The 26503-nt window shown below is 64.6% G+C and carries 24 protein-coding genes; 7 read left to right on the top strand and 17 right to left on the bottom strand.

Translation table 11 applies throughout. The annotated features are described in order from the left end of the window. Nucleotide 1: 1 nt before the first annotated feature. Nucleotides 2–793, bottom strand: a complete 792-nt coding sequence (locus QA635_RS12155; RefSeq protein ID WP_283069240.1) for an alpha/beta fold hydrolase — start codon at nt 791–793, stop codon at nt 2–4. Nucleotides 794–803: 10 nt separating this feature from the next. Further along, nucleotides 804–2423 carry an FAD-dependent monooxygenase gene (locus QA635_RS12150; RefSeq protein ID WP_283069238.1) on the bottom strand — a complete coding sequence of 540 codons (1620 nt, stop codon included), beginning with the start codon at nt 2421–2423 and terminating at the stop codon, nt 804–806. Nucleotides 2424–2532: 109 nt separating this feature from the next. Here QA635_RS12150 and QA635_RS12145 point away from each other — a divergent pair, with 109 nt between their 5' ends. From QA635_RS12145 to QA635_RS12115, 7 genes are all read left to right on the top strand, one after another. Further along, on the top strand, nt 2533–3429 hold the full coding sequence (locus QA635_RS12145) for a LysR family transcriptional regulator (protein ID WP_283069236.1): 897 nt from the start codon (nt 2533–2535) through the stop codon (nt 3427–3429). A 275-nt stretch (nt 3430–3704) separates the two neighbouring features. Beyond that, complete coding sequence (locus tag QA635_RS12140) at nt 3705–5078, top strand: aromatic ring-hydroxylating oxygenase subunit alpha (RefSeq protein ID WP_283069234.1); 1374 nt, start codon at nt 3705–3707, stop codon at nt 5076–5078. Further along, nucleotides 5078–5593 carry an aromatic-ring-hydroxylating dioxygenase subunit beta gene (locus tag QA635_RS12135; protein ID WP_283069232.1) on the top strand — a complete coding sequence of 172 codons (516 nt, stop codon included), beginning with the start codon at nt 5078–5080 and terminating at the stop codon, nt 5591–5593. The genes QA635_RS12140 and QA635_RS12135 overlap by 1 nt, the downstream gene beginning before the upstream one ends. 8 nt (nt 5594–5601) lie before the next feature. After that, a complete protein-coding gene (locus QA635_RS12130; RefSeq protein ID WP_016846920.1) occupies nt 5602–5928 on the top strand; it encodes a non-heme iron oxygenase ferredoxin subunit in 327 nt (108 codons plus the stop codon). A gap of 37 nt (nt 5929–5965) precedes the next feature. Next, entirely contained in the window at nt 5966–7279 is a 1314-nt protein-coding gene (locus QA635_RS12125) for an MFS transporter (protein ID WP_283069230.1), read from the top strand. Next, complete coding sequence (locus QA635_RS12120; RefSeq protein ID WP_283069228.1) at nt 7276–7869, top strand: MarR family winged helix-turn-helix transcriptional regulator; 594 nt, start codon at nt 7276–7278, stop codon at nt 7867–7869. The genes QA635_RS12125 and QA635_RS12120 overlap by 4 nt, the downstream gene beginning before the upstream one ends. 95 nt (nt 7870–7964) lie before the next feature. Then, nucleotides 7965–8246, top strand: coding sequence for a hypothetical protein (locus QA635_RS12115; RefSeq protein WP_057021052.1), 282 nt, complete (start codon nt 7965–7967; stop codon nt 8244–8246). Between the two features lie 22 nt (nt 8247–8268). On the opposite strand, the gene QA635_RS12110 is transcribed toward QA635_RS12115, so the two are convergent. The 15 genes from QA635_RS12110 to QA635_RS12040 form a co-directional block, all read right to left on the bottom strand. Further along, nucleotides 8269–10476 (bottom strand): adenylate/guanylate cyclase domain-containing protein, encoded by a 2208-nt coding sequence (locus tag QA635_RS12110; protein ID WP_283069226.1) that lies wholly within the window; start codon nt 10474–10476, stop codon nt 8269–8271. Between the two features lie 21 nt (nt 10477–10497). Then, nucleotides 10498–11508, bottom strand: a complete 1011-nt coding sequence (locus tag QA635_RS12105) for a SphA family protein (RefSeq protein ID WP_283069225.1) — start codon at nt 11506–11508, stop codon at nt 10498–10500. Nucleotides 11509–11557: 49 nt separating this feature from the next. Continuing rightward, on the bottom strand, nt 11558–12577 hold the full coding sequence (locus QA635_RS12100; protein ID WP_283069224.1) for a DUF1254 domain-containing protein: 1020 nt from the start codon (nt 12575–12577) through the stop codon (nt 11558–11560). 35 nt (nt 12578–12612) lie between these two features. Continuing rightward, the gene (locus tag QA635_RS12095) at nt 12613–14034 is read right to left on the bottom strand and encodes a DUF1254 domain-containing protein (RefSeq protein ID WP_283069222.1); all 1422 of its coding nucleotides are present in this window, start codon (nt 14032–14034) and stop codon (nt 12613–12615) included. A 15-nt stretch (nt 14035–14049) separates the two neighbouring features. Continuing rightward, nucleotides 14050–14991 carry an HlyD family secretion protein gene (locus tag QA635_RS12090; protein WP_283069220.1) on the bottom strand — a complete coding sequence of 314 codons (942 nt, stop codon included), beginning with the start codon at nt 14989–14991 and terminating at the stop codon, nt 14050–14052. Beyond that, nucleotides 14991–15233 (bottom strand): DUF3302 domain-containing protein, encoded by a 243-nt coding sequence (locus QA635_RS12085; RefSeq protein WP_283069218.1) that lies wholly within the window; start codon nt 15231–15233, stop codon nt 14991–14993. The genes QA635_RS12090 and QA635_RS12085 overlap by 1 nt, the downstream gene beginning before the upstream one ends. Nucleotides 15234–15272: 39 nt before the next feature. Next, the gene (locus tag QA635_RS12080) at nt 15273–15611 is read right to left on the bottom strand and encodes an HdeA/HdeB family chaperone (RefSeq protein ID WP_283069216.1); all 339 of its coding nucleotides are present in this window, start codon (nt 15609–15611) and stop codon (nt 15273–15275) included. 128 nt (nt 15612–15739) lie between these two features. After that, nucleotides 15740–17407, bottom strand: coding sequence for an arylsulfatase (locus QA635_RS12075; protein WP_283069202.1), 1668 nt, complete (start codon nt 17405–17407; stop codon nt 15740–15742). 84 nt (nt 17408–17491) lie between these two features. Further along, the gene (locus QA635_RS12070; RefSeq protein ID WP_283069198.1) at nt 17492–18886 is read right to left on the bottom strand and encodes a BatD family protein; all 1395 of its coding nucleotides are present in this window, start codon (nt 18884–18886) and stop codon (nt 17492–17494) included. Then, a complete protein-coding gene (locus QA635_RS12065) occupies nt 18883–20403 on the bottom strand; it encodes a VWA domain-containing protein (protein ID WP_283069196.1) in 1521 nt (506 codons plus the stop codon). Before QA635_RS12065 ends, QA635_RS12070 begins: the two co-directional genes overlap by 4 nt. Further along, nucleotides 20396–21394: a vWA domain-containing protein gene (locus QA635_RS12060; protein WP_283069195.1), complete on the bottom strand. Its 999-nt coding sequence runs from the start codon at nt 21392–21394 to the stop codon at nt 20396–20398. Before QA635_RS12060 ends, QA635_RS12065 begins: the two co-directional genes overlap by 8 nt. Next, on the bottom strand, nt 21387–21878 hold the full coding sequence (locus tag QA635_RS12055) for a DUF4381 domain-containing protein (protein WP_283069193.1): 492 nt from the start codon (nt 21876–21878) through the stop codon (nt 21387–21389). Before QA635_RS12055 ends, QA635_RS12060 begins: the two co-directional genes overlap by 8 nt. Beyond that, complete coding sequence (locus QA635_RS12050; protein ID WP_283069192.1) at nt 21871–22857, bottom strand: DUF58 domain-containing protein; 987 nt, start codon at nt 22855–22857, stop codon at nt 21871–21873. Before QA635_RS12050 ends, QA635_RS12055 begins: the two co-directional genes overlap by 8 nt. A gap of 8 nt (nt 22858–22865) precedes the next feature. Then, nucleotides 22866–23900: an AAA family ATPase gene (locus QA635_RS12045; protein ID WP_283069191.1), complete on the bottom strand. Its 1035-nt coding sequence runs from the start codon at nt 23898–23900 to the stop codon at nt 22866–22868. 4 nt (nt 23901–23904) lie between these two features. Then, the gene (locus QA635_RS12040) at nt 23905–26439 is read right to left on the bottom strand and encodes a fused MFS/spermidine synthase (RefSeq protein WP_283069189.1); all 2535 of its coding nucleotides are present in this window, start codon (nt 26437–26439) and stop codon (nt 23905–23907) included. Nucleotides 26440–26503 lie beyond the last annotated feature (64 nt).

Genomic DNA, 26503 nt, shown 5'->3' with positions numbered 1-26503 from the left:
GTCAAGCCGCCTTCTTGTTTGAATTCAGAAATGCCGTCACCGCCTCCGCCACCCGCTCGGGGGCCTCGATCGACGCGACATGGCCGACGCCTGCGATGGTCCGCGTCTCGACGCGCGCAAGATCGCGGGCGAGCGCAAATGTTTCCGCATTCGGGATCAGCCGGTCATCACCGCCCGCCAGCAAGAGCGTCGGGCGATCAAAGCCGGTCAGATCGGCGGCGACAGGCCGCGCAAGCAAGACGCCGCGGCGCGCCTTCTGGCCCTCGTCGCGGCTGGAGCCGCGGAAGATCTCGATCAGTTCGGGGCGCGCCCGCAGGTATGCCGGCGGGAAGAAGAACTCGGCAATCTTCGACGCATTGGCGATGGTATCCGCGCGCCAGGAAGCGAGCTTGCGGAAGACATCCGCATTGACGTCGAGCGGGCTTCTGTTGACCTTCCAGGTGCTGCTCAGGATCAGGCGGTCGATGCGGTCGGGATGACGGGCCGCCAGCACCTGCGCGATCTGCCCACCCAGCGAGGTTCCAAAGACATGGGCACGATCGTAACCGAGCCCTCCGATCAAGGCCGCAGCGTCGTCGGCCAAATCGGCCAGCGAATAGGACGACGGAGGGTTTCGGGTGGCACCGGAGTCGCGCTGGTCATAGGCGATCACCGTGAAGTTCGCCGCAAGGACAGGCGCAAGGCCGTCGAACATAGCATGATCGGCCTCGCCGCCATGCAGCAGCACGATCGGCTCGCCGCGCCCGGTTTTCTCAAACGCCGTGACGACGCCGTTGGCTTCGAACGATTGCATCGGGACCCCGCTAATGCAGCAGCGTTGAAAGCGCGCCTGCCAATTCCTTCGCCGGATCCGACGGCAGCCACGGCATTCGCCAGGCCACATGTCCATCGGGGCGCACCAGCACAGCGCCGCGCATGCCGAGTTGGAATCCGTCCGCCGGATCGGCTGACGGCAACTGCTTCAGCGACAGCGGCAAGGCGGTCTTCTCCGACACCTGTTTCCCCGCCTCCAGCCACTCGCTGCCGAGCGGCCCCGTGACGACGGTGAACTGCTTGTCGAACCAGTCGAGTGTCGATTTCTTTCGCGAAGGTTCGAGCCACATATGCGGAAATCGCGCGCCGGGACGATCCGTCGGCGTGTAGTAGCGGGAGTTCAACGCCTTCGCGACGGTGCCATCGGGGATCACCGCGCCCTCCTCGTAATTGTGGCCGAGGTTCTGCCCGATGCTGTGCAGGTGATTGTCCATGTCGTTGATCCAGAACCTGATCCGGTCCGGATTGCGCGATCGCACGGCATCGTCGGTCAGCCCGAATCTCAGCCGATTGCCGTAGCTGAAATTGGCATTGGATTGCGCGATCGGACGGCGCTCGCTGGAATAGCTGTCGAGCAGCTTTTCGTCCGCAAGGCCCTTCAGCACGAAGGCCAGCTTCCACGCGAGGTTATGCGCGTCCTGAACGCCGGAGTTCAGGCCGAAGCCGCCGGTCGGCGGAAAGCGGTGTGCGCAGTCGCCGACCAGAAACACCCGGCCCTTTCGAAAGGTCTCGGCCACCTGCATGCTGACGCGCCAGATCGAGCGGTTCAAAAGCGTGACATCGAGATCGGGAATGCCGACATGGCCGCGCGCGATCTCGATGAACTCCTGGTCGGTCCACGGCCGCTCGCGATCGTCCTTGGTCAGGCCGATTTGCGTCACGGTCAGCCAGCGATCGCGGCCATTGGTGTTCAGGATGCCGGCGCGCGGCAGGTCGGGCTTGTCCGGGACGATGATGAAGCCTGCGGCCTCGCGCGCGATCGGCAGCCGCGACAGATCGGCACGCCAATACTCGTTCGACATCACCGCCAGCGTCGAGGGCCCGACCATCTCGATCCCGGCGCTGCGCCGCGTCTGGCTCCCGGCGCCATCGGCTGCGATCAAATAGGTCGCCGTCCACTGCGTCACTTCGCCGGTCTTTTCGCTACGTGTCGTGACGTTGACGCCGCTGTTGGTCTCCTCGAACGATTCACAGGCCGTGTTGAACAGGACCGTGGCGTGTTTGGACTTTTCGACCACCCGCAGGATTTCCTCCTCGACGGCGTCCTGGGCGACCAGGCTCTTCCAGGCGGGGGTATGACCGACATTCGGTTCGGGCCGGGTGCGGCCGAACTCGTGGCCCGCGATGCTGTCGAGGAACACGAACATGTCGGAATTGTCCTGCAGGCCGCGGTCGCGGATCGCCTGCTCGATCCCCCACTGCCGGAAGATCTCCATGGTGCGGACCCAGCAGCCGCGTGACTTGGGATGATCCGTCGTCGTCGGGCTCTTCTCGACCACCACGCAGTCGATGCCGAAGCGATCGAGCAGCAGCGACATCGCAAGGCCGACCGGCCCGCCGCCGGCAATGAATACGGACGTCCGGCGTGCCTCATCGGTGGCGATGCCCATCCTCGTCTCTCCTCCGTTTGATCGTTGGGAAGAGACTGCCCTCTTTTTGGTATCTCACAAGAACATGTTTGATATGGTATCCATCTCGATTTGAGATGGAGCGCCCGTCATGGACCTGCGGCAGATCCGTTATTTCGTCGCCGTCGCCGAGCGTGGCGGCTTTGCCGCCGCAGCGAGCACGCTGAACGTCGCCCAGTCGGCACTCAGCCGCCACGTCAAGGAACTCGAGGAGGAATTGGGCGGCGCCTTGCTCGAACGCGGCGCGCGCGGTGTCTCGGTCACGGAATCCGGCAAGGTGCTGCTCGCGCGTGGGCGCTGGCTGCTCGGCACAATCGACGACATCAAGGCCGAAGTGCGCACGGAAAACCGCGAGCCGAGCGGTACGGTGCGGATCGGCGCGCCGCCGAGCCTCGGCGATATCCTCTACCCGCCGCTGGCCCAGACCTTCGTGACACAGTTTCCACGCGTGAGGCTCGAGCTGAGCGAGGGCCTGACCGAAAACGCATCCGAACGCCTGCTGCGCGGTGAACTCGATCTGGCGATCGTGACGACGCCATCCCCCAACGACCATCTCGACTATGAAACGATGGTTGTCGAGCAGGTGTTCCTGATCGGGCCGTCGCGCGACCCGTTGCTGAAGCGCGGCCGGCTGACCCGCAAGGAATTCGATGCCCTGCCATCCGCGGTGGCCCCGCTCAGCCGCAACCCATTCCCGTCGACCATGCTCTGCGCGGTGCGGGTCGACAACAGCACACCGATGAAACGCATGGTGGCATCTGGCCTCGGCTACGCGCTGCTACCCTTCTCCGGCATTCACCAGGAGGTGGCTGCCGGCGAGTTGTCGGCGGCGCTGTTGCCGTGGATGCGCGCCGACCGCGTGCTGGCGCTGCCGCGCGGACGGCCGGTCAGCCGGGCAACGCGCGAAGCGATTGCCGCCTTGAAGAAGATCTGTCGCGCCCTGATCGATGAGGGAATTATCCTGACTGCACCGGCGCGCAAGACCTGAGTACGCCACTCCAAACGATCGGCTGATTCCGCGCTGTACGCGCGGGCCTCATTCGCTGCATCCGGCCGCCCGATCCAGACGGTCGGCCCGTCCACCGCGTCCGGCTCCGACTTCCCGGCCCGCCAATCCGTCTTGACCATAGTTGTCATGACAACTATAGAGTCATTCCAAGATTGGCGATCAAGCCGGCTGTTCCCGCCGTGAGAAGACGCGAGCCGTGACGCGGCTCTGCGGACGACTTTTCGCGGCCGGCGGTTAGTCGAAGGGAGGACGTTATGAACGCTGCTTCGCAGACCCACGCGGCAAGGCTGAGCGAGATTTCCCGGCTCATCGACGACCGCCCCGGCGAACGCATCTTTGAAGTCGATCGCCGGATCTTCACCGATCCGGACGTGTTCGACGCCGAGTTGCGGTATATCTTCGAGGCCACGTGGAATTTCATCGGCCTGGAATCCCAGGTCGCCCGGCCCAACGACTTCGTCACCACCCATATCGGCCGCCATCCCATTCTGGTGATGCGGAGCGCTGAGGGAAAAGTCGGCGCCTTCCTCAACACCTGCCGGCATCGCGGAACGATCGTCTGCCCGTTCAAGCAGGGCCGGCAGAAGTTTCACGTCTGCCGCTATCACGGCTGGGCCTACGACTCGGGCGGGCGCAACATCTCCGTGACGGAGGAAGCGAGCGGGCAGTATCCGCCGTCCTTCTCGAACAGCAATCACGACCTTCTTCCGGTCGCGCGACTGGGCTCGTATCGCGGCTTCCTGTTCGCGAGCCTCTCGGCCGACGTTCCGCCGCTGGAGGAATTTCTCGGCGACACCCGCGCGTTCCTCGACCTCATCATCGATCAGAGCGACAGCGGTGAGGTCGAATTCGTGCCGGGCGCCAGCACCTACACGTTCGATGGAAACTGGAAGCTGCAGTTCGAGAACGGTCTCGACTACTATCACTTCGCGACCACACACAGCTCCTATGTCGATATCCTGAAGAAGCGTAATGCAACCGCCGGACCGGATGCCGGATTCACTGCGGAGCCGGAAGGCGAGCAGGAAGGGCAAGGCAGCTTCAGCTTCGATTACGGCCACGCCGTCAACTGGTCGATCAAGCGCACGCAGCTCTATGGCCGGCCGCTCGGCATGGATCCGGCGCGTCTCGACGCGGTGCGGCAGCGCGTCGGCAGCACCCGCGCCAAATGGATGCTGCGCCAGCGCAACCTCACGATTTTTCCGAACCTGCAGGTCATCGACATCCTGTCGGCGCAGGTACGAACCTGGCGGCCGCTGGCACCCGACAAGACCGAGATGGTGTCGCATTGCCTTGCTCCGGTCGGCGAAAGTGCCGCGGCGCGCACGCTTCGTATTCGCAACTACGAAGACTTCTTCAATGCCTCCGGGCTGGCAAGCTCGGACGACAACGTCATGTATGAGTTCTGCCAGACCGGCTACGACGCGACGACCGCCGCGCCCACGCAAGGTTATCTTCGCGGCGTCGCGGAGGTCGGCCACGGCGAGAGCGCGCACACGCGCGAGCTGGGCATCACCCCAACCGAATGGTCGTTCGGCCCCGCCAGCTTCGGCGGCGAGACGAATTTCCATCCCGGGTATCGCGAGTGGCGCAGGCTGCTGCAGCACGCTGCCGGGGAGACGGCGTGATGGCGGCCGACGCAATCAAGCAAACCGGTGCCCACGCGGTCGCAGCGGCGGTCATCTTTCGCGAGGCCCGCCTGCTCGACGCCGGCGAATGGGCCGACTGGGTCGCGATGTACAGCGAGGATGCCGTCTATTGGGTACCGGCCTGGCTCGACGAGTACACCACCACCAATGATCCCGACACGCAGGTCTCGTTGCTCTACCACGATGCGCGGCGCGGGCTGGAAGAGCGGATCGCGCGCATCGAGTCGCGCAAATCGATCACCGCGCTGCCGCTGCCGCGCACCGTGCACCAGATCTCGAACCTGGAAGCGTCGGAAACCGGCGCTGATCAGATCACCTGCCACTCGGTGTTCTCGGTCCACGTCTACGACCCGCGCATGGCCAAGGAACATCTGCGGCACGGGCGCTACGAGCACACGCTGCGGCGTGACGGCGAGACCTGGAAGATCACGCGCAAGGTCATCACGCTGGTCAACGACCGCGTCCCGACCGTGCTCGATTTCTACAGCATTTGAGAGGGCACATGACGGACGATCAGGGAACCTGGCACGAAGCTGCCGCACTCAGCGCGCTGAACGAGGGCGAGCCGTACGGCATCGAAATCGGCCGCCACCACGTCGCGCTCTATCGCGTCGGCAATGAGTACTACGCCACGAGCAACATCTGCACGCATGCGGAGGCGCTGCTGTCCGACGGCATTCTGGAGGGCTGCGAGATCGAATGCCCGCTGCACATGGGCCGCTTCGATATCCGAACCGGCGAGGCGCTGACCAGTCCGGTCGAGATCGACATCCGGACCTATCCGGTACGCGTGGCGGGTGACAGGCTCGAAGTCTGCCTGCCCGCATAAGAGAACCATCAAAAATCAAGAATCGGGGGAAACAGGGATGACCGAAGTCGTGATGGACAAGGCGGCGATAACGACCGCCGATCCGCAGATCGAACGCACCACAATCCGCAAGGTCGCGCTGCGCCTGATGTGGTTCGTCATGGCGATGTATTTCCTCGCCATTCTCGACCGCGGAAACATCTCCTTTGCCGCACTGCAGATGAACAAGGAGCTCGGGCTCAATGCCGAGAAGTTCGGCATCGCGGTCGGCATCATGTACTTCACCTATTCGATCTTCGAGATCCCGAGCAATCTCATCCTCAGCAAATACGGCGCGCGCGTCACGCTGACGCGGATCGCGATCCTGTGGGGCATCGCCACGATGCTGATGGCATTCACGCAAGGCCCGCTCAGCCTCTATGCATTCCGCGGCTTCCTCGGATTTGCCGAGTCCGGCCTGTTTCCCGGGGTGATGCTGCTGCTGAGCCTCTGGTTTCCGTTCAGCTACCGCGCCCGCTACAACGCGATGTTCAACTATGCGGTGCCGATCTCCTATATCTTCGCATCGCTGATCTCCGGCGCGATCCTCGAGCTGAACGGGGTGTTCGGCATCTCGGGCTGGAAATGGCTGTTCATCCTCGAAGGCCTGCCGCCCGTCATCCTCGGGATCGTCGGCATCTTCTATCTGACCGACCGCCCGCAGCAGGCGAGCTGGCTGTCGACGGCGCAGCGCAACTGGCTGACCAGCGCGCTCGAGCGCGACGCCAAGGCGACCGGGGTGGTGCACGCCGAAGGCGTGCTCAGGACCATCACCAAGCCGATGGTGCTGCTGTTCGGCCTGTGCAATTTCGGCCTGTTCTGTGGCCTGGCTTCGCTGTTTCCCTGGCTGCCGCAAATCATCAAGTCGTTCGGACTGCCGAATTCACAGGTCGGTTTCGTGACCGCGATCCCGCCCGTCGCCGGCCTGATCGGCATGATCGCGTTGTCGCGGCACTCCGACCATGTCGGTGAGCGCTTCTATTATGCGGCCATGACCTTCGTGATCGCGGCGGCCGGCTTCGCGATAGCAGCCTTTTCAACATCGCCGGTCTGGATCATCATCGGATTCATGGTTGCCAATGTCGGTGTCTATGGTACGCAGGCCGTGTTCTGGACTATTCCCCAGTCCTACATGTCGCGGCAGAGCGCGCCGGGCGCGATCGGCTTGGTCAGCACCATCGGCAGCATCGGAGGCGCCACCATCCCGATCGTGATCGGACGCTCCAAGGACGCCTCGGGCAGTTTCACCACCGGATTCCTCGTGGTAACAGGCGTTCTCCTGGTCGCGGCGGCATTGGTCTTGATCGCACGCACCCAACTCGTGAAAGAATGAGCAGTCGCACCGCCACAAATCGTACCAAGACCCCTGCCCCGCGCCGCGCCGGCCAAGAGGATGCGCGCTCGGAACTGGTGATTGATTTCGAGCGCTACGTGCCGACGGTGCTGTCCAGCCTGGTCGCGAAGTTGCGCGCCAATGCCAATGCCTTCTTCCCGCAGGCTTACGGCGTATCGCTCGCGGAATGGCGGGTGCTGTCCTTTCTCAGGGAGCATGAGCCGGCAAGCGCCTACGACATCTGGACCAATGCGCAACTGGACAAGGCCGTCGTCAGCCGCGAGACGACCTCGCTGAAGAAGAAGGGCCTGATCGAGTTGACGCCGGTGCGAGGCAGCGCCCGGAACCGGACCGAGATCCGGCTGACCTCGCAGGGCGTGGCGCTGCTCGACCGCAGTCTGGATGAAATCCTGCGCCGGCACAGCAACCTCACGGCCGGCCTCGACGCCAAGGCGCTGGAGAGCTTCTTCCGGGTCGTGGCGCATATCGAGCACCGCATTCCCCACATGGCCGACCAGACCTCGAATGCCGTGCCGGCCCATGCGCCGGTCAAACGCATTGCGAAGCGGGGGCCGCCGACCGGCGCCTAGCGACACTTGTCCGGTGAGGAACCCCGCGTAATTTATGTTTCAGTAAGCAAGTTGTAGCTAGGATCGATCAGTGAGTTGCGTATGGGAGACTTCCAGTGATCGACTTTGACGAACTTCGTAGTATCGCCGCGGATGTTCGTATCTTTATCGACGCGTCGGAAGACAAGGGTGGCGCCTTGAAGGCCATCATCGAGGCCTACGACGTCGTTCTGGGGATATTTCCGGCCGGCCAGGGAATGGATCTTCACGTGGTCAAGGGCAACGAGGTCCTCAATCACATCGCGCAGACCCAGGCCTCGTCGGGCTTTACCCACACCGCCATCGCATTCCAGACCCGTGAGCAGGCTGTTGCGCTTCAGCAGCTGATGGCGGCCTAGCCACCGGCGCTGCGCGCCCCTATTACGGGGGCGGCTGAAACGATCGCGTCGGCGATCGCGCGACCCGATCAATGAGCGAAGCGGCCCTGGACGATCGAGGGTCGGATCGAATTTCCTCACCCTGCATCTCAATGCACGGTAGATCAAGCAGCGGTTTCTGAACCGCATTGCGCAGCCGTTCAGCATGGTATTGCGCGACGCAATCCCAGGGGTACTCGACCAGGAAATCGGCAATGCGCAGCGCCGCCGCGGCGGGCTCCGCGTACCGGATCGAACTGTAGACGGCTTCCCAGCGCGCGCAGAACGTCAGCTCCGAATCCCCGTGTTCGCCGCACAGCTCGTAGACCGTGATCGCGTCGGCAAAGCCCTTCGGCCGGATCTGGTCGACGCTGCGGAACGCGAATCTGTGTTCGGCACGCGCCTTCACGGCTGCACTCACCAGGACCTGCGTGCCGTAGTTCTTGTTGAGGCCTTCGAGACGCGAGGCCAGATTGATGGTGGCGCCGAGCGCGGTGTAGCTCATGCGGGCGGCGGAGCCGACATTGCCGACCACGGCATCGCCGAGATGCAGGCCGAACCGCGTGCCATAGGCCGGCCAGCCTTCGCTGCGGAAGGCCCGGTTGAGCTCGGCATTGCGCTGAACGCAGTCCAGCACGGCCTCGCAGGCATGAACGACGTGATCGGGATCCTCGTCCGGCGCGTTCCACAGCGCCATCACGGCATCGCCGATGAACTTGTCGATGGTGCCATGGTGCTTCATGATCGCCTCCGACATCGCGGCGAAATAACGCGAGGTGAAGATCATGACCTGGGAGGGATCCGCTTTTTCCGTCTTCGCGGTGAAGTCGGCGACGTCGGTGAAGAGAACCGTGACCTCGCGCCTGATGCCGCCGAGCTGCAGCGAGGCTCCGGACTGCATCAGCTGACGGACGATCGGCTGCGGAATGAAGCTTGAGAAGTTGCGTACGACGGTGCGCATCGTAAACACCGAGCGCCCCAGTTCGTCGATCTCGTCGATGGCCGATTGCATGCGCGGCCGGTCGGCGAGCTGAAAGCGCTGGATCTCGTCGGTCTGCCGCGCCAGTTCGCGCAGCGATCGGGCGAGCAGCGAGCCGAGCCAGAACGCGAAGGGGAGCATCGCGATCACAAAGCCGAGCGCGACGGCGAACAGCGCGCGCCGCTCCGAGATGATCTTGGCGAAGAACTCGTCGAGCGGGGCGACCACCGCAAGGTGGATGTTGGCCGCACCGGCCGTCTCGATGCGGTGAAAGGCCGCGACAAGGGTCCGTCCGTCGGCGTCGGTGAAGAACTGCTGGGCGAGCCCGTCGGTGCGCCAGGCCTGGATCGCCGCGGACAGGCCGGGAAGCTTGATGGCATCGATCCGGGGCAACGCGTCGCTGCGTTCAGTCATCAGCTCGCGCATCTCGGGATGGCCGACGATGCGGTCGGCGTCGTTGAACAGGAAAGCCAGCCCGGATTTTCCGAGCTTTTGCCGGCTCAGCATCTCCTCGAGGCGATTGAGCAGCAGATCGGCGGCCACCACCCCGCGGCGGCCCTCCCTGAGCGGCGTGCGCAGCGTGTAGCCGGGCTCCCCGGTCGCGTAGAACACATAGGGCCCGGTGAGCAGCGTCTTGCGATCCTTTAAGGCATCGACATACCAGGGACGCTGCCGCGGGTCGTAGCTATGCGGCCCCGCCACCTTCGCGACCTGGGTCAGGTTTTCCGACAGGAACAGCGTCACCGGCGCCGCGGCGGCCGCCCCGGAGCGGGCAATGACGACGACGCGGTAGACGGCGTCGGGGGCAGCATTCAGCGCCGTGCGGAATTGCGGCTTGGCGCGATCGATGACGTCCATCTCCAGGAACGAGCCGTCCTCATAGCCGACATAGAGATTGAAGATCTGCGGATTGTTGCGCAGCATCGAGGCCAGCAGCGCGTAGAGCCTGACATTATCGGCGACGTCGGCCTCCTGGATGGCCGGAATTCCCGCCAGGATCTCGAGGCTGTCGCGCACATTCTTGAACTGCGCGTCGATGCGATCTGCGCCGATCTGGCCCACCTTGTCGATGAAGGTGCTCGCAGCCATCTGCGTGATCGACGAAACCCGCCTGAAGCTGAGATAGACCAGCGTCAGTCCGACCACCAGCACCGCGGCGATGACCACCGTGATGATCGAGGTGCGGAAGCCGATACGAACCGGCCCCCGGCCGGTCTCGCGCGCATCACTCATCGAGCTCGTCGTTCGCCTCCGCTAATATTTGCGCACGATCGGCTTGGTCGAGGCCGGCGTTGGTGGCGCCGGCGAGATCGCGAAGGTGACCCAGGTGTTCCAGCCTTCCGGACGGTTCTCGGCGGCGAACTCCTTGTAGCCCTTGATGTTGAGATAGCCTTGCATGTCGCCCACCGGGAACATGAAGCCGACCTGCGGTCCGACGCCGGCAATGCGCGAGCGGAAGCCTCCAAGCGTAGCGCCCGGGCCCGTGTCGTCGGAGATTTGCTGCATCACGTAACCGACGAGGCCGAGCTGGACGTTCGGCGTGAAGAAGTGCGACGCGCCCCAGTCGAAATGGAAGTCGACGCCGCTCTGATATTGGGTGTCGGGATTCTTGAAGTTGTAGGTGAAGCCGGCAACGCCGGAGAATTCGTTCCCGCTGTGCGGGTTGAAATAGGTGTAGCCGCCGCCAAAATCCATCGCACCATGTCCGATGCCGATATTGGCAAGGCGCGCCGGATCATAGGCCCCGACCGGGACGTCGCCGGTCGCATAGATCATGATATTGTTGACGCCCTTGTTCCACTTCAACGTGACTTGCGGAATAACGTCACCGATATCGGTCAGCGCCTCGGAGCGCGATAGATTGATCGTGTTGCCAAGCGGCCCGGTCAGGGACGCAGCGACCGAGGCATTGTTGCGCCCGCCGAAGGCGAGCAGGCTGACCGAGCCGACCGCGCCGAGGCCTGGCACCGCGAAGGTATAGGTGGGTCCGAAGATCGCCAGATCGCCTTGCCCGCCGATGCCGAGATCGATACGCCCACCGCGCGGAAAGCGTGCCCCGGCGGCGGAGGAGACCTCGGTATGGTAGTAGACCGTCGCCCACGACCAGCCCGGCGTTCCCGGCACCGCGGCGAGACTGCCGAAATTTCCGGGCAGCCAGAAGCTGATGCCGCCCTCGTCGGCGAACGCGGCTTGCGGCGCCGCCGACAGCACGAGTGCGCCAACAATGCCCAGTGCGGCGCGCTTGTGATTCTTGACCCTCTTCATCCTGATCTCCCCATTCCGTTCAAGATATCATAGCGGATTCGCGTGCGCCTCAATTCACCGCCTGCGCCTCCGGGAATTTCCACTTCCCGTTCAGGATTTCTGCGCGCGGCCGGTAGAGCCGAACCGTGTAATTCCAGCCCTTGGTGATCGGCAGGCAATTAGAAATCTTGCCGTCGCAACCACCGAACTGGACGGCTACAGAGCCGTCACGGCCCTTGACGCCGGTGATATTGTTCAACGTGTAGGCGTCGTAGGAATTCTTCTCGAAATATCCCTTGGCATTGTAGACGCTGATCGACCAGAACGCGTCGACAGGGACGTCGCGGACGGTCAGCTTGTAGACCGTCGTGCCGTCATTCTTGGCAGGCGTGACGCTCAGATAGGTGGCGTCCTTGTCGGGATTGCCGCCCCATCCGGCGGCAGTGCCGATCAAATGCCTGACTGGATCGACTTGTCCCTTGGGTCCAAACGCGTGAGCGAAGCCGCCAGTGCGGTCATTCAGCGCAAGCAGCGCATCGCGAATGGCCTTCTGGCTGGCCGGGTCCCAGTTCGGTAGCTCGAGCTTGCCCATACCCTTCTGGCTGACCTTGATGGCGTCCTGAAGGGCGTGCACCTGCGCGATGTCCTTGGGATCGTTCGGATCGACCAGCGTGCGAATCCCAACCACCACGTAACGCGTGCCGACATTCTCGCGCGTCAGCGTGCGCTTGCCGGCACCGTAATAGACCGCGGGCACGTAGTGATCCTCGCTGATCACCTGAAGCGACATGAAGCGCTCGCCGGGATCCGGCATCGTGATCGTGACCGGCCCGGCATCGAGATCGAACACGCCCGACGTATAGAGCGTGTCACGGTTGAGCCGGATCACGCTCTGTTTGTCGATATTGGCCGGCTCGCGGCGATGATTGAGCTTTCCGAGGCCTGCGTCCTTGGCAAGGTTGCTCAGATAGAGATCGGACTCGGCGCGGACGAAAGTGTCGACCGTAACCGGTATTGGCGACTGGCCGAATGCAGACGATGACGCAAACAAAATGCCCGCGAAGCTCAGCAGCGAGACGCCGGCCTTCATGAATTGCTCCTTTGATTGATTTTCATGGCAGTATCTCATTTCGTTATCCCGCCGACCGTGCCGGCGACCCGCTCGACGTCGGGCAGCTTCCAGCTGTGGTCAAACAGCGGCTTCTCCGGGCCGTAGAGGCGGAACAGGAGTTCGAACTTGCGATTCGGATCGGTCGGCACCCAATTGGCCTCCTTGCCCTCAGGCGCCTTCGGGCCGAAATAGACGTCGATCGAACCGTCGGCATTCTTCTGAATGCCGTCGCTGATCGAAGCCCTGCTCGCGCGCGGCATGTTGCGAACCAGTGCGTGGGTCTCGCGGTCATAGACCGTCGCCGACCAGTACTGCCGGACGGGCGCGTTGGCCGGCACGGTCAGGCGGTACATGGCTTCGCCGTCGAAAGGCGCACCATCCCTGTCCTTGCTGGTCATCAGGTAGAACTGGGCGGTCCCGATCCGCTTGATGCCGGTGAAGCCGAGCGTGTAGGTTACGCCGCGCGCATCGACGGGATAGGCATCGGGGTCGCCGTAGCCGCCCTGCGCCGCCTTCACCATCTCGGGCATCGCCGCCGGGAACCACCGGATGCCGGGATTGATCACGGGGAAGCCCTGGTCGTAACGCTCGGACAGCAGTGCGTGGGCCTCGCGCGCGGCCTCATCGAGAATTGCCGTCGTATTCTGATCCGGAGTGAACGGCTTGCCCTTCTCGATGCCGATCGTCCTGAGCTGGTCGATCATCACCCGATCGCGATCGAGCCAGGGCTCGTTCTGCACCACGCGGTCGAGATTGCGGTAGAAGCGCGCGTCATACGGAATCGTCGAGTCGAACAAGACGTCGTAAGCATCGCTGAAATTGGTCGGCGGCGGATTGGCGGCTTGCGCCAGCGGATAGACCCGGATCTGCTTGCCGTAAGCAACCGACTTGGCGATGTCGGCCTCCTTGTGGCTGGCGAGGCTGGAACGCAGCAGCGCAAAGCCGCTGAACGTGTCGGATTGCAGCGCGAAGGTGCCGGCCGGCACCTCGCCCTTGTATCCGGGCGGCAGGATCACGTATTTGCCGCCCTGTCCCTTGTCGGCGCCTTCGGGACCGGCGTCCTCCAGCGGCATCTGCCATGCGGTGACGATGTTACCCGCGATCGATCCGCCTTGCGCCGGCGGAATCTCGATCACGACCGGACCGTCCTTCACGTTCCAGAACGACATCAGGTAGATCGAATCCGGATTGGGCGTCAGCGTCTGGTTCTTCCAATTTACCGGCTTCGACCAGTAGACGATCTCGTTGACCTTGGCCTTGGTGTTCGTGAGCATTGCCTGCAGCATCAGATCGGTATTGACCGCGGGCATCGCCCAGATCATCGCCTCGACGGCGCGGCGGTGGATGTTGCGCGCAGCAAGCTCCTCCGGAGTTTGCGCATTGGCGCCTACCGCCGCAAGCACGACGGCGAGAGCCCCAAGGATCGCTCTTCTCATCCTAATCTCCATCACTCAAAACGGATTTACATAATTGAGAATGGCAACCTGCCGCAGGATCACGCGGCGCACGACGTGGGTCGGCTTCATCCGGTCGGTGTAGATCGCCGCCGTCCCGGTCGAGCCGGCCGGCAACCGGCTGGCAAACGCGGCATCGTCGAGCCTGACGCGCACGACGAAGGGCACGGCCTCGATCGCCTTCGGCGCAACGGCCGTGCCCGAGGTCGTGACCTGGCCGGTCGCCACCGCCTGCAGCACGCTCTCGACCTTGCCGGAATAGATCTGCCCTGGCGCGAACTTGAAGGTCACCTCGACCTCCTGCCCGGGCGCGACATAGCGCGCATCGATCTGGTTGATCTCGACACCGATGATCGTATTCGAGGTATCGATGAACGCCATCACCGGCGACAGCGGCAGGTTCGACACCCGCGCGCCCTTGCGCAGCGCAACGTTGGTGACATAGCCGTCGGCCGGCGCGCGGACCACCGTCTTGTCGCTGTTCCACTGCGCGGCCTCGAGCTGGCCGCTGAGCTGGTCGACCTCGGACTGCCGCTGCTCGACGTCGAAACCACGCCCGGCATCGCGTTCGTAAAGCGTCGTCATCTGCGTCAGCCGCGTCTTCGACAGCTTGAGCTGCGCCGTGATCGCCTTGACCTGCGCATCGTAGGGGGTCGGATCGATCTTGAAGAGAACGTCGCCGGCCTTCAGCGGCGCGTTGGCGACGACGGGCACCTCGGTCACCTCGCCGGCGACGTCAGGCACGATCGACACCGCATTGCGCGCCACCAGCGCCGAACCCTGCGGCGCACCCCATCCCATCGGCACCAGCAGACCGAACATCACCAGCACCAGCACGATGAACGGCGACAGCTTCCAGAACAAATTGAAGCGCACGATCTTGAAATGCACCAGCAGGAACAGCAGCACCAGATAGATGTTGATGATCGCGACGCCCATCACGCATCTCCCGCCCGTCGCGGCGACGGCACATCGACATAGGCCCAGACCAGGGCGACCGGCCACAGTGCAAAGCCGCAGATCAGGGTGATCCAGCCGGCCACCGTCACCGCCTGCGCGTAGGGATGATTGCGCGACTTCGCGATGTGCCCAGGCAGCCAGCCCGCGATGCAGAACACGCCGATCGCGCTGGCAATCAGGATGACCAGCACGATCCAGGCAAATATGTCATAACCGCTCATGGTTCTCCCTTTGCGGACGCGCGGCCGCAGCCGCTCCGCTTATTTCCCTTCATTCTTCAGGAGGAGATCGACCGCCTCGATGATCTTCGTGGCGGGATGCGCCTTGCAGTAGACGATCAGTTGATGCTCACCGGACTTCGCACGGGTGATGTGTGCGTAGTGCTTCTTGGCGAGGCCGTTGTACCAACCGCTGTACCAGGCCGCGAGCATGTCGGCGTCTTCCTGATAGGTGCCGGCAGGCTGCGCGCAGGTCAGCGCCTGCACATCGTCGAAGCCGTTGGCGTCCGCGTAGGCCGATAGTGGCGTCTGCGCCTTTGCGGGTGACAGCATGAGTGCACCGGCAACGAGTACGACGGCGATCTTGTTTTCAGTCTTCATTGATTGATCCTGCGATTTGAATTCGCTGCGAATGCGCGGGCGGTACGAAGTCCCGCCCGCGTCGTGTCGCGCGCGACGAAAATCGGCAATCGCCGTCTTCGCCGCGCCGTCGTTCCATGCTCTGCGCTCTATTGCGGCTTCAAGCGCTCGAGGTCATTGAGCCGCTTCAAGGCCGCCTGCTGTCGAAGCAGTCCGTAATTGATGCCGCCTGCGTTCAGCGAGCTGCCTTCCTGGTAGGGGAACTGGTCGAAGTCGGAGAAGAACTCCTTGATCTTCCCCTGCACGGGCACGATCAGCCACATGTTCTGGGCGAGGAATTGGATCGCTCCGCCGCCTTCCTCAAGGCCGCGCTCATAGGGATCCATGCGCAGATTGGTGATCAGCGACCACGCCGTGACTTCACGTGTGCCGGTTGCGATGTTTCCTTTTGATGAGGCAAAGCTCAGCTTCCAGTCGTTCCACCGGATTGCGTTGAGATTGCCGCCTTGGTCGAAATAGTAGATCGCATCGCGGGGTGGCTCCTTTGCCTCTCCCTTGAAGAACGGCATGAAGTTGTAGCCGTCGAGATGAACCTTGAAGGTCTTGCCGCCTGCGCCGGCAAATCCGGTCTTCATCTTCTCCTTGACGTCATTCATCCCCGCCGCGGCGCATAGCGTAGGGAACCAGTCGATCAGCGAGATGATCTCGTTGTACTCGGTGCCCGGCTTCACCACGCCCGGCCATCGCACCATCATCGGAATGCGCATGCCGCCTTCCCAGGTCGTGCCCTTCTCGCCGTGGAACGGTGTCATCGCCCCATCAGGCCAGAGCGCGATCTCCGCGCCATTGTCCGTGGTGTAGAGGACGATCGTGTTGTCGGCGATGCCGAGATCGTCGAGCTGCTTGAGCAATTCGCCGACCATTCCGTCATGCTCGACCATACCGTCTGCATGGATACCCTTGCCGGTCTTTCCGAGAGACGCCTGCTTCAGATGCGTGAAGACGTGCATGCGCGTCGAGTTGAACCAGACGAAGAACGGCTTGTCCGCCTTGGCCTGGCGGCCGATAAAGTCCTTGGCAGCGCCGAGGAACTCTTCGTCCACGGTGGGCATGCGCGCGGTGTTCAGCGGACCTGTGTCCTCGATCTTTCCATCGGCGGACGATTTGATCACGCCGCGAGGGCCGAACTGCTTACGGAAGTTCGGATCCTTCGGATAGAAATAGCCTTCCGGCTCCTCCTCGGCGTTGAGATGATAGAGATTGCCGAAGAATTCGTCGAAGCCGTGCTTGGTCGGCAGATGTTCGTCACGGTCGCCGAGATGGTTCTTGCCGAACTGGCCGGTGGCATAGCCCTGGGTCTTCAGGGTGTCGGCGATCGTCGGCATCCAGTCCTGGATGCCATGGGGATCGCCGGGCATGCCGATGGTGAGAAGGCCGGTCCGGAACGGCTCCTGCCCGAGGATGAAGGAGGCGCGGCCTGCGGTGCAGCTTTGCTGACCGTAGGCATCGGTGAAGATGGCGCCCTCGCGCGCGATCCGGTCGATGTTGGGCGTGCGATATCCCATCATGCCCATGGTGTAGGCGCTGATCTGCGGAATGCCGATGTCGTCGCCGAAGATCACGAGGATGTTCGGCTTGCGGCCACCGGCCGGCGCCGCGGCGGGCGCGGCCTTCTGGGCCTGCGCGAGAGCCTGTGACGTCAACGCCGCCGTGGCAGCAAGCGACGACGTGCCGAGTAGCACGGCCCGGCGATCAATGTTCGAGGCACCGCAAGTGGAATCGGCGCCGGCGTCATGTTTCTTCGTCTCACTCGTCATTCGACACTCCTGAGTTACTCTAGGTTGCTCGTTCTAGTGACTACGAATCATGCGTTCTGCTCGATCGGTCTCAATGTGCTTCGTTCATCTGGCGGGCTTTGGTCGACCAAAGGACGTGGTGGAGGAAAGCCCGACCGGATTCAGGTTCTGAAGTAAGCGCGTGTCTTCGCGGCGTCTCGCGCGCCGACGCAAGTTGCGCCGGGCTCCGCCGACCTGGCGCAGCAGCCGACGCGGTGACCAGCGCGCCGCGCCGACGGCCGGCGCGAACAGCTCGCGCTCGACCGCGCCGATCTCGTCATCGAGCGCGGCATCATGGGCAACGGCCCTGAACGCCTCGACCGTGTGCTGCGGCGCGACCGGCTCGAACCGCTGCAGCCAGTCGAGCAGCGCGAAGTAAACCGCCTTGGCGTCACCACGGCGCGCGGCGCGCCGCAGCTCGCTGAAGGCGAACGCTTCCGAGCGCAGGTAGGCCTCGCGACGCCGGCGATAGCGCGCCGCGATCGCGCGCACCATCCGCGGCATCAGCCAGCTGAGCCCGGCAAGTACCAGCAGCACGGCCGCAGTCGACTTCCAGCGATCGGCGACGACATCGCGCAGCGCGCCCCATGACCGGCGCGGGCCGGACGTGCCGATTGACGATGCGCCGCCGGCTGCGGGGTTCGCCTCCACGTGCAGCGTCACCGGGTCGAGATGCGCCACATCGATGCTTTGCGCGCCGGTGTTCCACCAGCGCAGGTCGATCGGCGGCAGCACATAGTCGCCGGCCTTCTCGAGCATGTAGACGCCGCTGTCGGTGCGCGCCGAGGACAGCACATCGGTGCGCCCGTCGGTCTTGTCCTGGAGCGACGGCTGCGCGGGATAGAGCTTGAGCCCGTCGAACGCGGTGAACTTCACCGGCGGCAGCAGCATCGCCGGAATGCCTTCGGCCTTGACGGTGACGGTCCGCGTCACGGCATCCCCGGTCTTGAGCTGATCCGACGAACGGTTGACGGTCTGCTCGATCGACAGATTGCGCGCGGCCAGGAACGGCTGCAGGGCGGAGGCCGCGTCCGGGATGAAGGCCTCAAATGCGATCGGCGGCAGCGCGAGCGTGGCTTCGCGCGTCGCCGGCGGCTCGGCGGCGTATTTGATGGTGATCGCCTGGCCGGCGATCGCGTAGCTGCCCGGCTCCTGCGGATGGATGGCGAATTCGAACCGGACGCCGGCATAGGTGACGCCGTCCCGCTGCTCGTTCTCGTTGACGCTCCGCAACTGACGGGTCACGGCATTGCGGACCTGGAAGTCGGGCAACTCGGGCGGCGCCGTCATGTAGTTCGGCGCCAGCACGTCGATCCGCAGCGCGGCCGCCTGCCCCACCACGACGCGCGGCGGATCGATCGTCACCCGCAGGATCGGCTCCGGCGCGCTTTGCTGGGCCAGCGCCGCGCAGGGTATGAGCAATCCGAGCATCAGGGCTACGGCGGCGAGCGGGTGCCTCATGGTTTCGCCCCCGCCGGCCGCGCCGCGTCCTGGATCGCGAATTTCATCTTGAGGAAGTCTGCCGGTGTGGTCTGGACCTGACGCATCCAGGCTTCGGCGGCGCCGGCCGTGGTGAGATCCGTCGGCTTCACCTGGATCCGCTTGCCGCCCTTCTGGGTCGGGTCGACCCGCATCTCGTCGGCCTTCTCGTCCGGCGGCGCGCTGTCGTCCTGCTCCTGCTTCTTTCGCTTCTCCTCTTTCGCCTTCAGCGCCGCCACCACGATGGCACGGTTGGTCTTCGCGGCGACATGGCCAGGCGCGATCTTCAGAACCTCATCATAGGCGGCAATCGCCTTCTCGTAGGCGTGGTTCTGCGCCTGGGCGTTGCCCAGTGCGAAGCGTCCCTCGAGCGTATCGACATGGGCAAATTCCTGCGCGGCCGTCAGGAAGTCGAACGCCCGATAGGCGGCGATTCCGCGCCACATCGGATCGGAGAAGCGCTTGGCCGCGGTCGCATAGTCGCCGCGATCGAAGGCGATGCGTCCTTGCTGATCCGGCGTCAACCACAGGTCGGCAAAACGGCGCGGCTCCTCCGCCCTCGCGGACGACACGTGCGACAGACAGACGAAGGCGACAACCCAGGCCACCGTCGTGCCGCGACGGAACCAGAGCAGGCTGAGCAGTGCAATCGGCAGCAGCAGCCAAAAGCCCTCATCGCGCCATTGCGTACCGAACGCGTCACCCTGCGCGGCCTGATAGCGGGTTTCGATCCGGCGCTCGAGCGCCACGATGTCGGCGTCGTCAATGCTGACCTGTACGACGTCCGAACCGAGCGCGAACCTTTCGCCCTTGTTCGGCGTGACGCTCAGCTTGACCAGGCCGTTCCGTCCGGCGGACTGACGAACCGCTCCCTCCTCGTCACCGCCGTCGTCGGCGACAAGCAGGATCGTGCCGGGCACGGTTTCGGTCGCGAGCGCCTCGGCGGCGAGCGCCACTGCCGCGACGGCGTTCTTCCCGGGCGACGGCATCAGGCCCGGGGTAAGCGCGGCGAGGAAGGGTTCGATGACGGCGCGATCGTCGGTCAGCGGCATCACCAGATGCGCGGTGCCCGCATAGGCGATCAGTCCCGTGCGCGCGCCGGCGCGCGCCGCAAGCAAATCCCTGATCTTCTGCTTGGCGCGTTCGAGCCGCGTCGGCGCGACGTCGCTCTGCCCCATCGTTGCGTCGAGCGACAGCGCGATCATCAGCGGCGCCTTATCCTCGACGAAAGGCGGCAGCTCACGCCGCCAGGTCGGGCCCGACAACGCGACGATGCCGAGCGATAGCGCGGCGGCGACCAGATAAAGCGGGCTGACGCCGCGTCCCGTCCCCGGCTGCACGATGAGATGGTTGAGCAGATGCGGCGCGATCACCCCGCCCCATTGCGCTAGCGGGCTCTGCCGCCACCGCACCCATGCGAATACGGCAGCGACGGGAATCAGCGCGAGCAGCCACAGCGGCCGCAGCAGATGGAAGGGAATCGCGGCCGCGTCATGCATGGCCGATCGCTCCCCTTCGTCCCAGCCCGCTTTCCAGCGAAAGGCCGAGCCACAGCAGCAGCGACAGCATCACGGCGGCGCCGAGCGGCCACTGGAACAGCGGCTGCTTCGGCCGCCACGACAGCGTATCGAGCTTGGCCGGCGCGAGACGGTCGATGTCCGCGTAGATCGCCTGCAACTGCGCACCGTCCTCGGCACGGTAGAAATGGCCGCCGGTCGTGGCGGCGACCGACCGCAGGACGCCGAGATCGACGCGGTTCTCGCCGGTCGCGGCCGGATCGCCGACGCCGATCGTGTCGATCACGACGCCGTTCTGGTGCGCGATGTCGGCGGCATGTTCCGGAGGGACGCGGCTCGCCGTATCGTTGCCATCGGTGAGCAGGACGAGAAGCTTCTCGCGCGCCTTGCTTGCCTCGAAGGTCTTGATCGCAAGCCCGATGGTGTCGCCGATCGCAGTCTGCTGTCCGGCCATGCCGACCTCGGTCTGCGCCAACAGCGCGGTCGCGGTCTGCAGATCCTGCGTGAACGGTACTTGCACATAGGGCCTGGTGCCGAACAGCACCAGCGCGATGCGGTCGCCGTGCCGGTGCGCGATGAAATCCGTGACCACGCGCTTGACGCCGTCGAGCCGCGTCAACATCGCGCCGTCGCTGCCGCGGAAGTCGCGCTGGTCCATCGAGCCGGAGATGTCGATCGCGAGCATCAGATCGCGCGCCGAAACCTCGCGCGTGACGGGATCTCCGACCCATTGCGGCCGCGCCAGCGCCGCGACGATGAGCACCCAGATCAACGCGGCCGTCACCATCTGGATGCGCCGGCGCTGCAGCACGACGGCGCCGCGCTGCGGGGTCTGTCCGGTTGCCGCCGCAAGGCGATCGAAGAACGGCACCATCACGGAGGCTTGCCGCGCGCGATACGGCGGCAACAGCCACCACACGAGGATCGGCAGCGGCAGGAGCGCGAGCATCCAGGGCCATGCGAACTCAAACATGGTGCCCCCTGATCCAGCGCCGCACCAGATCCTGCAGCGCTGTGAGGTCGCCGGCATCGGCCGTCGTCCGCCCGTACGGCGCGGTCGCGAGCAGGCGTCCCGCGCCTTGCGAGAATTCGTTCCCGCCATAGCTGCGGTCGAGGAACGCAAGCCAGCCCGCGCCGGCAAGTGGCGCGATGGTTTCGCGCGGAAAGGCATCGAGCGCGGTCTGCCGCACCAGCAGCGCGAGGCTCGCCGCCATTCCCTCCGGGACGCCGCCTCGTGTCTGCAGCAGCCGGTCAAGCTCCGCGAGCGCCGCACGCCGATAGCGGTTGGCGCGGAAATGCCGCAGCAGGCGCCACGCCGCAACGGCGACCGCCGCGGCAACCAGCACGATCACGATCCGCGATGCCCATGTCGCCGGAAGCAGGCTCACCGACGGTGGCAGCGGGATATCGATCAGGCCCGCAACGGGATCCACGGTGACCGGTTGGGTGTCAGCCAAGAGCCGCCTCCGCTCTGGTGTGACCGCCACCGCGTCCGTGCCGGGCCGGCAGCCCGCCGAGGAGACGCCGGATTTGCGGCGCCGTTTCCTCGGCTGTGCTCAGCGGCAGCACCGGAATGCCGAGCTCGCGCGTCCACGCGAATACGCCGCGCAGCCGCTCCTGCGATGCCTGCGCGATACTTTTGCGGACGCTCTCGCGGCCGACTTCGAGCTGAATCTGCAGCTCGCCATCGGTCACGGTCATCCGGCTCGAGACAGGCAAATCGCTTTGCAAGGGATCGTGGACCAGCACCGCGACCACGTTGTTATGCCGGGCGATCGCCCCGATCATCCGGCGCGTTGCGCTATCCGCGCCATCGAAATCGCTGATCAGGATCACCGTGGCGTCGTGCATCGTCCGCCGCTCGGCATGCTCGAGCGCCCGGTTGAGCATGCCTGACGCCGGAACGATGCCGCGGCCGACGCCGAGCGCCTGGTTCTGCGCGACGATGGTGGACAATATCTGCAACACCGTCGCGCGACTGCGCCGCGCCGCCAGCTCGACGACATCGCTGTCATTGAACACGATGGCGCCGACCCGGTCGCCGACGCCGAGCACACGCCAGGCGCCGATCGCGGCGGTCTCGGCTGCGGTGACCGACTTCATGGCGCGCCGGCTGCCGAAGAACATCGACAGCCGCTGATCGACCACCAGCAGGGCCTGACGGTCGCGCTCCTCGTTGAAGACGCGCACATGCGGCTTCTGCAGCCGCGCCGTGACCTTCCAGTCGATCTCGCGGACATCGTCGCCCGGGCGATAGTCCCTGATCTCCTCGAAGTTCAGCCCGCGGCCGCGCATGCGCGAGGCGAACCGGCCCGACAGCAGACTATGCACCGGCTGGCGCGGCAGGAACGAAACCCTGCGATCCCTGAATTCGAGCGCGATCAGATCGTCGAGACTGACATAGACACCGGGCGTTCTTGCTGATGTCTCCGTCATCACGGCCCTCACGCTGCAGCGACAAGCTCGGTGATCTTGTCGATCACCTGGTCGGGGCTGATGCCCTGCGATACGGCCTCGTAGCTCAGGATCAGCCGGTGCCGCAGACAGTCGTGGATGACGGCGCGGATGTGGTCGGGCGTGACGAAATCCTGCCCGTCGAGCCATGCGCGCGCCCGCGCGCAGCGGTCGATGGCAAGGCTGCCGCGCGGGCTGGCGCCGATCTGGATCCATTTGCTCAGGGGCTCGCCGTAGCGGCCGGGAAACCGCGTCGCATAGATCAGGTCGACGATATATTTCTGCGCGAGGTCGGAGACGAAGATGCCGTCGAGCTCGCCGCGCGCATCGAGAATCGCCTGCTGCGGCACCGGCGGCGGCTCGGCAGTTCCGGCTTCCGGCTTCCGCGCATTTTCGGCACGATTGAGCTTGATGATCTCGCCTTCCGTCGCCTCGTCGGGATAGGTGATCACGACATGCATCAGGAAGCGGTCGAGCTGCGCCTCGGGAAGCGGATAGGTGCCCTCCTGCTCGATCGGATTCTCGGTCGCGAGCACCATGAACAGGTCAGGCATCTTGTAGGTCTTGCCGGCAACGGTGACCTGTCGCTCCTCCATCGCTTCCAGCAGCGCCGACTGCACCTTGGCCGGCGCGCGGTTGATCTCGTCCGCCAGCACGAGGTTGGCGAAGATCGGCCCCTTCTGGAATTGAAACTGGCCGCCCCTCTCGGTCTGCAGGTAGATCTCCGCGCCAGTCACGTCCGACGGCAGCAGGTCCGGCGTGAACTGCACGCGCGACAGATCCGCGGCAAGATTCTTCGCCAGCGTCTTCACCGCCCGCGTCTTGGCAAGCCCCGGCAGGCTTTCGATCAGGAGGTTGCCGTTGGCCAGCAACCCGATCAGCATGCTCTCGACCAGATGATCCTGCCCGAGCACCGACTTGCCGATGCGCGCCTTGAGATCGAGCACGGCGTCGCGGGCCGCGGAGTCCTTGGCAGTTCGCCGCGCCGGGGCGGCCGCTAACTGTGTTGCGGCATGGTCTGACATTGCACTACGGCTCCTTGGACCCCGTAAACCACCTGTAATAGGGGTTTCGTCTCGCCGCTTGACTGAGGCTCGCCATCTCGCGCGCGTAGGCCTGCCGGTTGCCCGCATAGGCGCTGAGGCCGGCACGATAGAACGCATCAAGATCTCGCCTTTCGCTCAGCAGCGAAGTGGTGAATTGCTCGTCCGCTCCCTTGAGCGGCGGTTCGCTACGGTACTGCCAGATGTGCGAAATCGTCCGGCTGAACTCGTCCGGACGAACCCATGTCGCGTATTCGATCCGCGGCCTGTCGTCTGTCACTGCCGGCGCGTCCGCCGCGTAGCGCACGAGCCCGTCGCGGTCGGTGATCCAGGTTGCGATCAGCGCGGCGACCGAGTTGACGCCGACCGCGGAAAGTGCCGCAGAGGTCTCGGGCTGGTTGAATCTCGCGCTGATGCGCTCCGCATCCAACTGAATCGGACGACGCGACCCGACAAGCAACATCTCATGCAGCTCCGATGTCCACAGAGAGGCGTACGGAAACACATCGATGAAGCTGCGAACCAGTGCGCGCGTGTCCTCATCGTTCTGCGTTGGCAGCGGCAACCATTGCGCGACGATCCCGTCGTCGTTCAGTCGCGACGAAGCCAGGCGATAAAAATCGCGAGAATAGAGGTTGACGACGCCCACCGCCGATGGCGGCGGCGGCTCCAGCGTGATCAGGTCGTAGATCTGGCTCTCGCGCTGCAGGAGGCGACGGCCGTCGCCCAAGCGCTTCTCCAATCCCGGGTCGGTCGCGGCGTTGAAGGTGCCGTCGAAAATCGGAGCCGCACGAAGGACCGCCGGGAGCAGCTCACCCACCACCCTCCTGTCGAGAGCAGGGAATTGTGAGAGAGCGCCGGCCGTAATGCCCGTGCCGTAGCCGATCACCAAGGCTGATTTCGGCTCGCCATTGTGAATGATGAGAGGCAGGAGCGCTTGCAGCCGCATGTAGCGCAGCGACGGCATGGCGTCGCCGGAATTGGATACGCCCTGGATATAGAGCCGGCGGAAGCGGCCGGTGTTGACCACCGCGACCGTCCCACCCGGGCTCTCCTCATAGAACATGATTCTTCCCGACCGCGCTGCCGGCAATAATTGGGCAAATCGGTCGGACGGCGTGGCAACCGCAGCGACGATGCAGGCTGCGCCGACCGCGACTGCCAGTCCAAGGCCGGTGCGGCTCGAGCGACCGCCCCAGCAGGCCAAGACGCCCAGCAGGCCGGCACCGATTGCGAGCAATGCAAGGGTGTGGACAAGCCCGAGCCAGGGCAGAAGCACGAAGCCGGTGAGAAGCGCGCCGCCCACTCCGCCCAGCGTATTGACCGCCACGACGGCGCCAACGTCCTGCCCGATGTGCGCATCCCGCACCACCAGACGCAGCGCCACCGGAAAGGCCGCCCCGAGCAGCAAGGTCGGCAGGAACACGATGCAGAACGCTGCCACCGCGAAGCGGGCGCACATGCCGGCGAATTGGTTTTCGGTAAGGCGGAGCACGAACGCCTCGGTCGCCGTCTGCGCGACCACGAGCCAATGGCCAAGTGCCGCGATCTCGATCAAGGCCAGGAACCCGGCGGCGGCGATCAGAAGGCCAAAGACACTCCAGGGATCGCGGATCCGGTCGATGACCCGCGCAACGATCGCGGCGCCCGCCGCAAGTCCCGCGAGGTACGTGGCAAGCACCACCGAAAACGCGAAACTGCGCGTGCTCATGAATTGAACGATGGACTGGGACCAGATGACCTCATAGCCGAGGGCAATTGCGCCGGCGGCAGCATAGAGGGCAACGGCCAATCCGACCCGGCGCGGTTGATGCACCGCCGCGCCGCGGGCAGACCTGATCCTCGCCGACGCCAAGGGAATCCGGCCGAGCACCGTTGCCCCCGCCGCCGCGAGGACATTGAGGGTCGCCGCCGCGATCGAGGTCCCTTGCACCCCGAACAGCGGAATGAGGACGAACATCGGCAGCAGAGCGCCAAGAATCGCGCCGGCCGTGTTGGCGGCGTATAGCCGGCCACCGACGCGCCCGGCATCGCCGGAATTCTGCAGCACCGCACGCACAAGGACCGGTAGCGTCCCACCCATCAGAAGCGGGGCGATACCGACCAGAACGAACACCATGGCCCATGCGAGCAAGCCGCTCGCGCTCTCGATCGCCACGAAGACCGGCTCAATATTCGCCAGGATCAATGTGGTGGCGACGCCGGTTATGCCGATGCCGATCTCGATCGCGATGTAGAGTTTCGCCGGCTGGCTGGCGCGGTCAGCCCTTCCACCAAAGATCAGGCCGCCCAACGCCAGGCCGGTAAAGAAGGCGCTCACGGCGGTCGTGATGGCATAGACATCAGCGCCGACGACCAGCGAGAGCTGCTTGATCCAGATCACCTGGTAGATCAGGCCGGCGACACCCGAGACGAATGCCAGCGCCGCTGCGACAAGCCTCCGGCTCGCACCGGCGTCCAGATTCTTTCGCTGCGCTCGGGTCGCGGTCGATGCAGACCCTAGGCTCGATCGAGCATCCATCCGCTAGTCCCCTTGGATACAGTGCGAGACAGGCCAATACCACTGGCCTGTCTCGCAGGGCCTC

This window comes from Bradyrhizobium brasilense (assembly GCF_029714345.1).
Taxonomy (GTDB): Bacteria; Pseudomonadota; Alphaproteobacteria; order Rhizobiales; family Xanthobacteraceae; genus Bradyrhizobium; species Bradyrhizobium australafricanum.
Note: the sequence above shows the minus strand (reverse complement) of the source record. Positions and strands in the feature narration are given on the sequence as shown.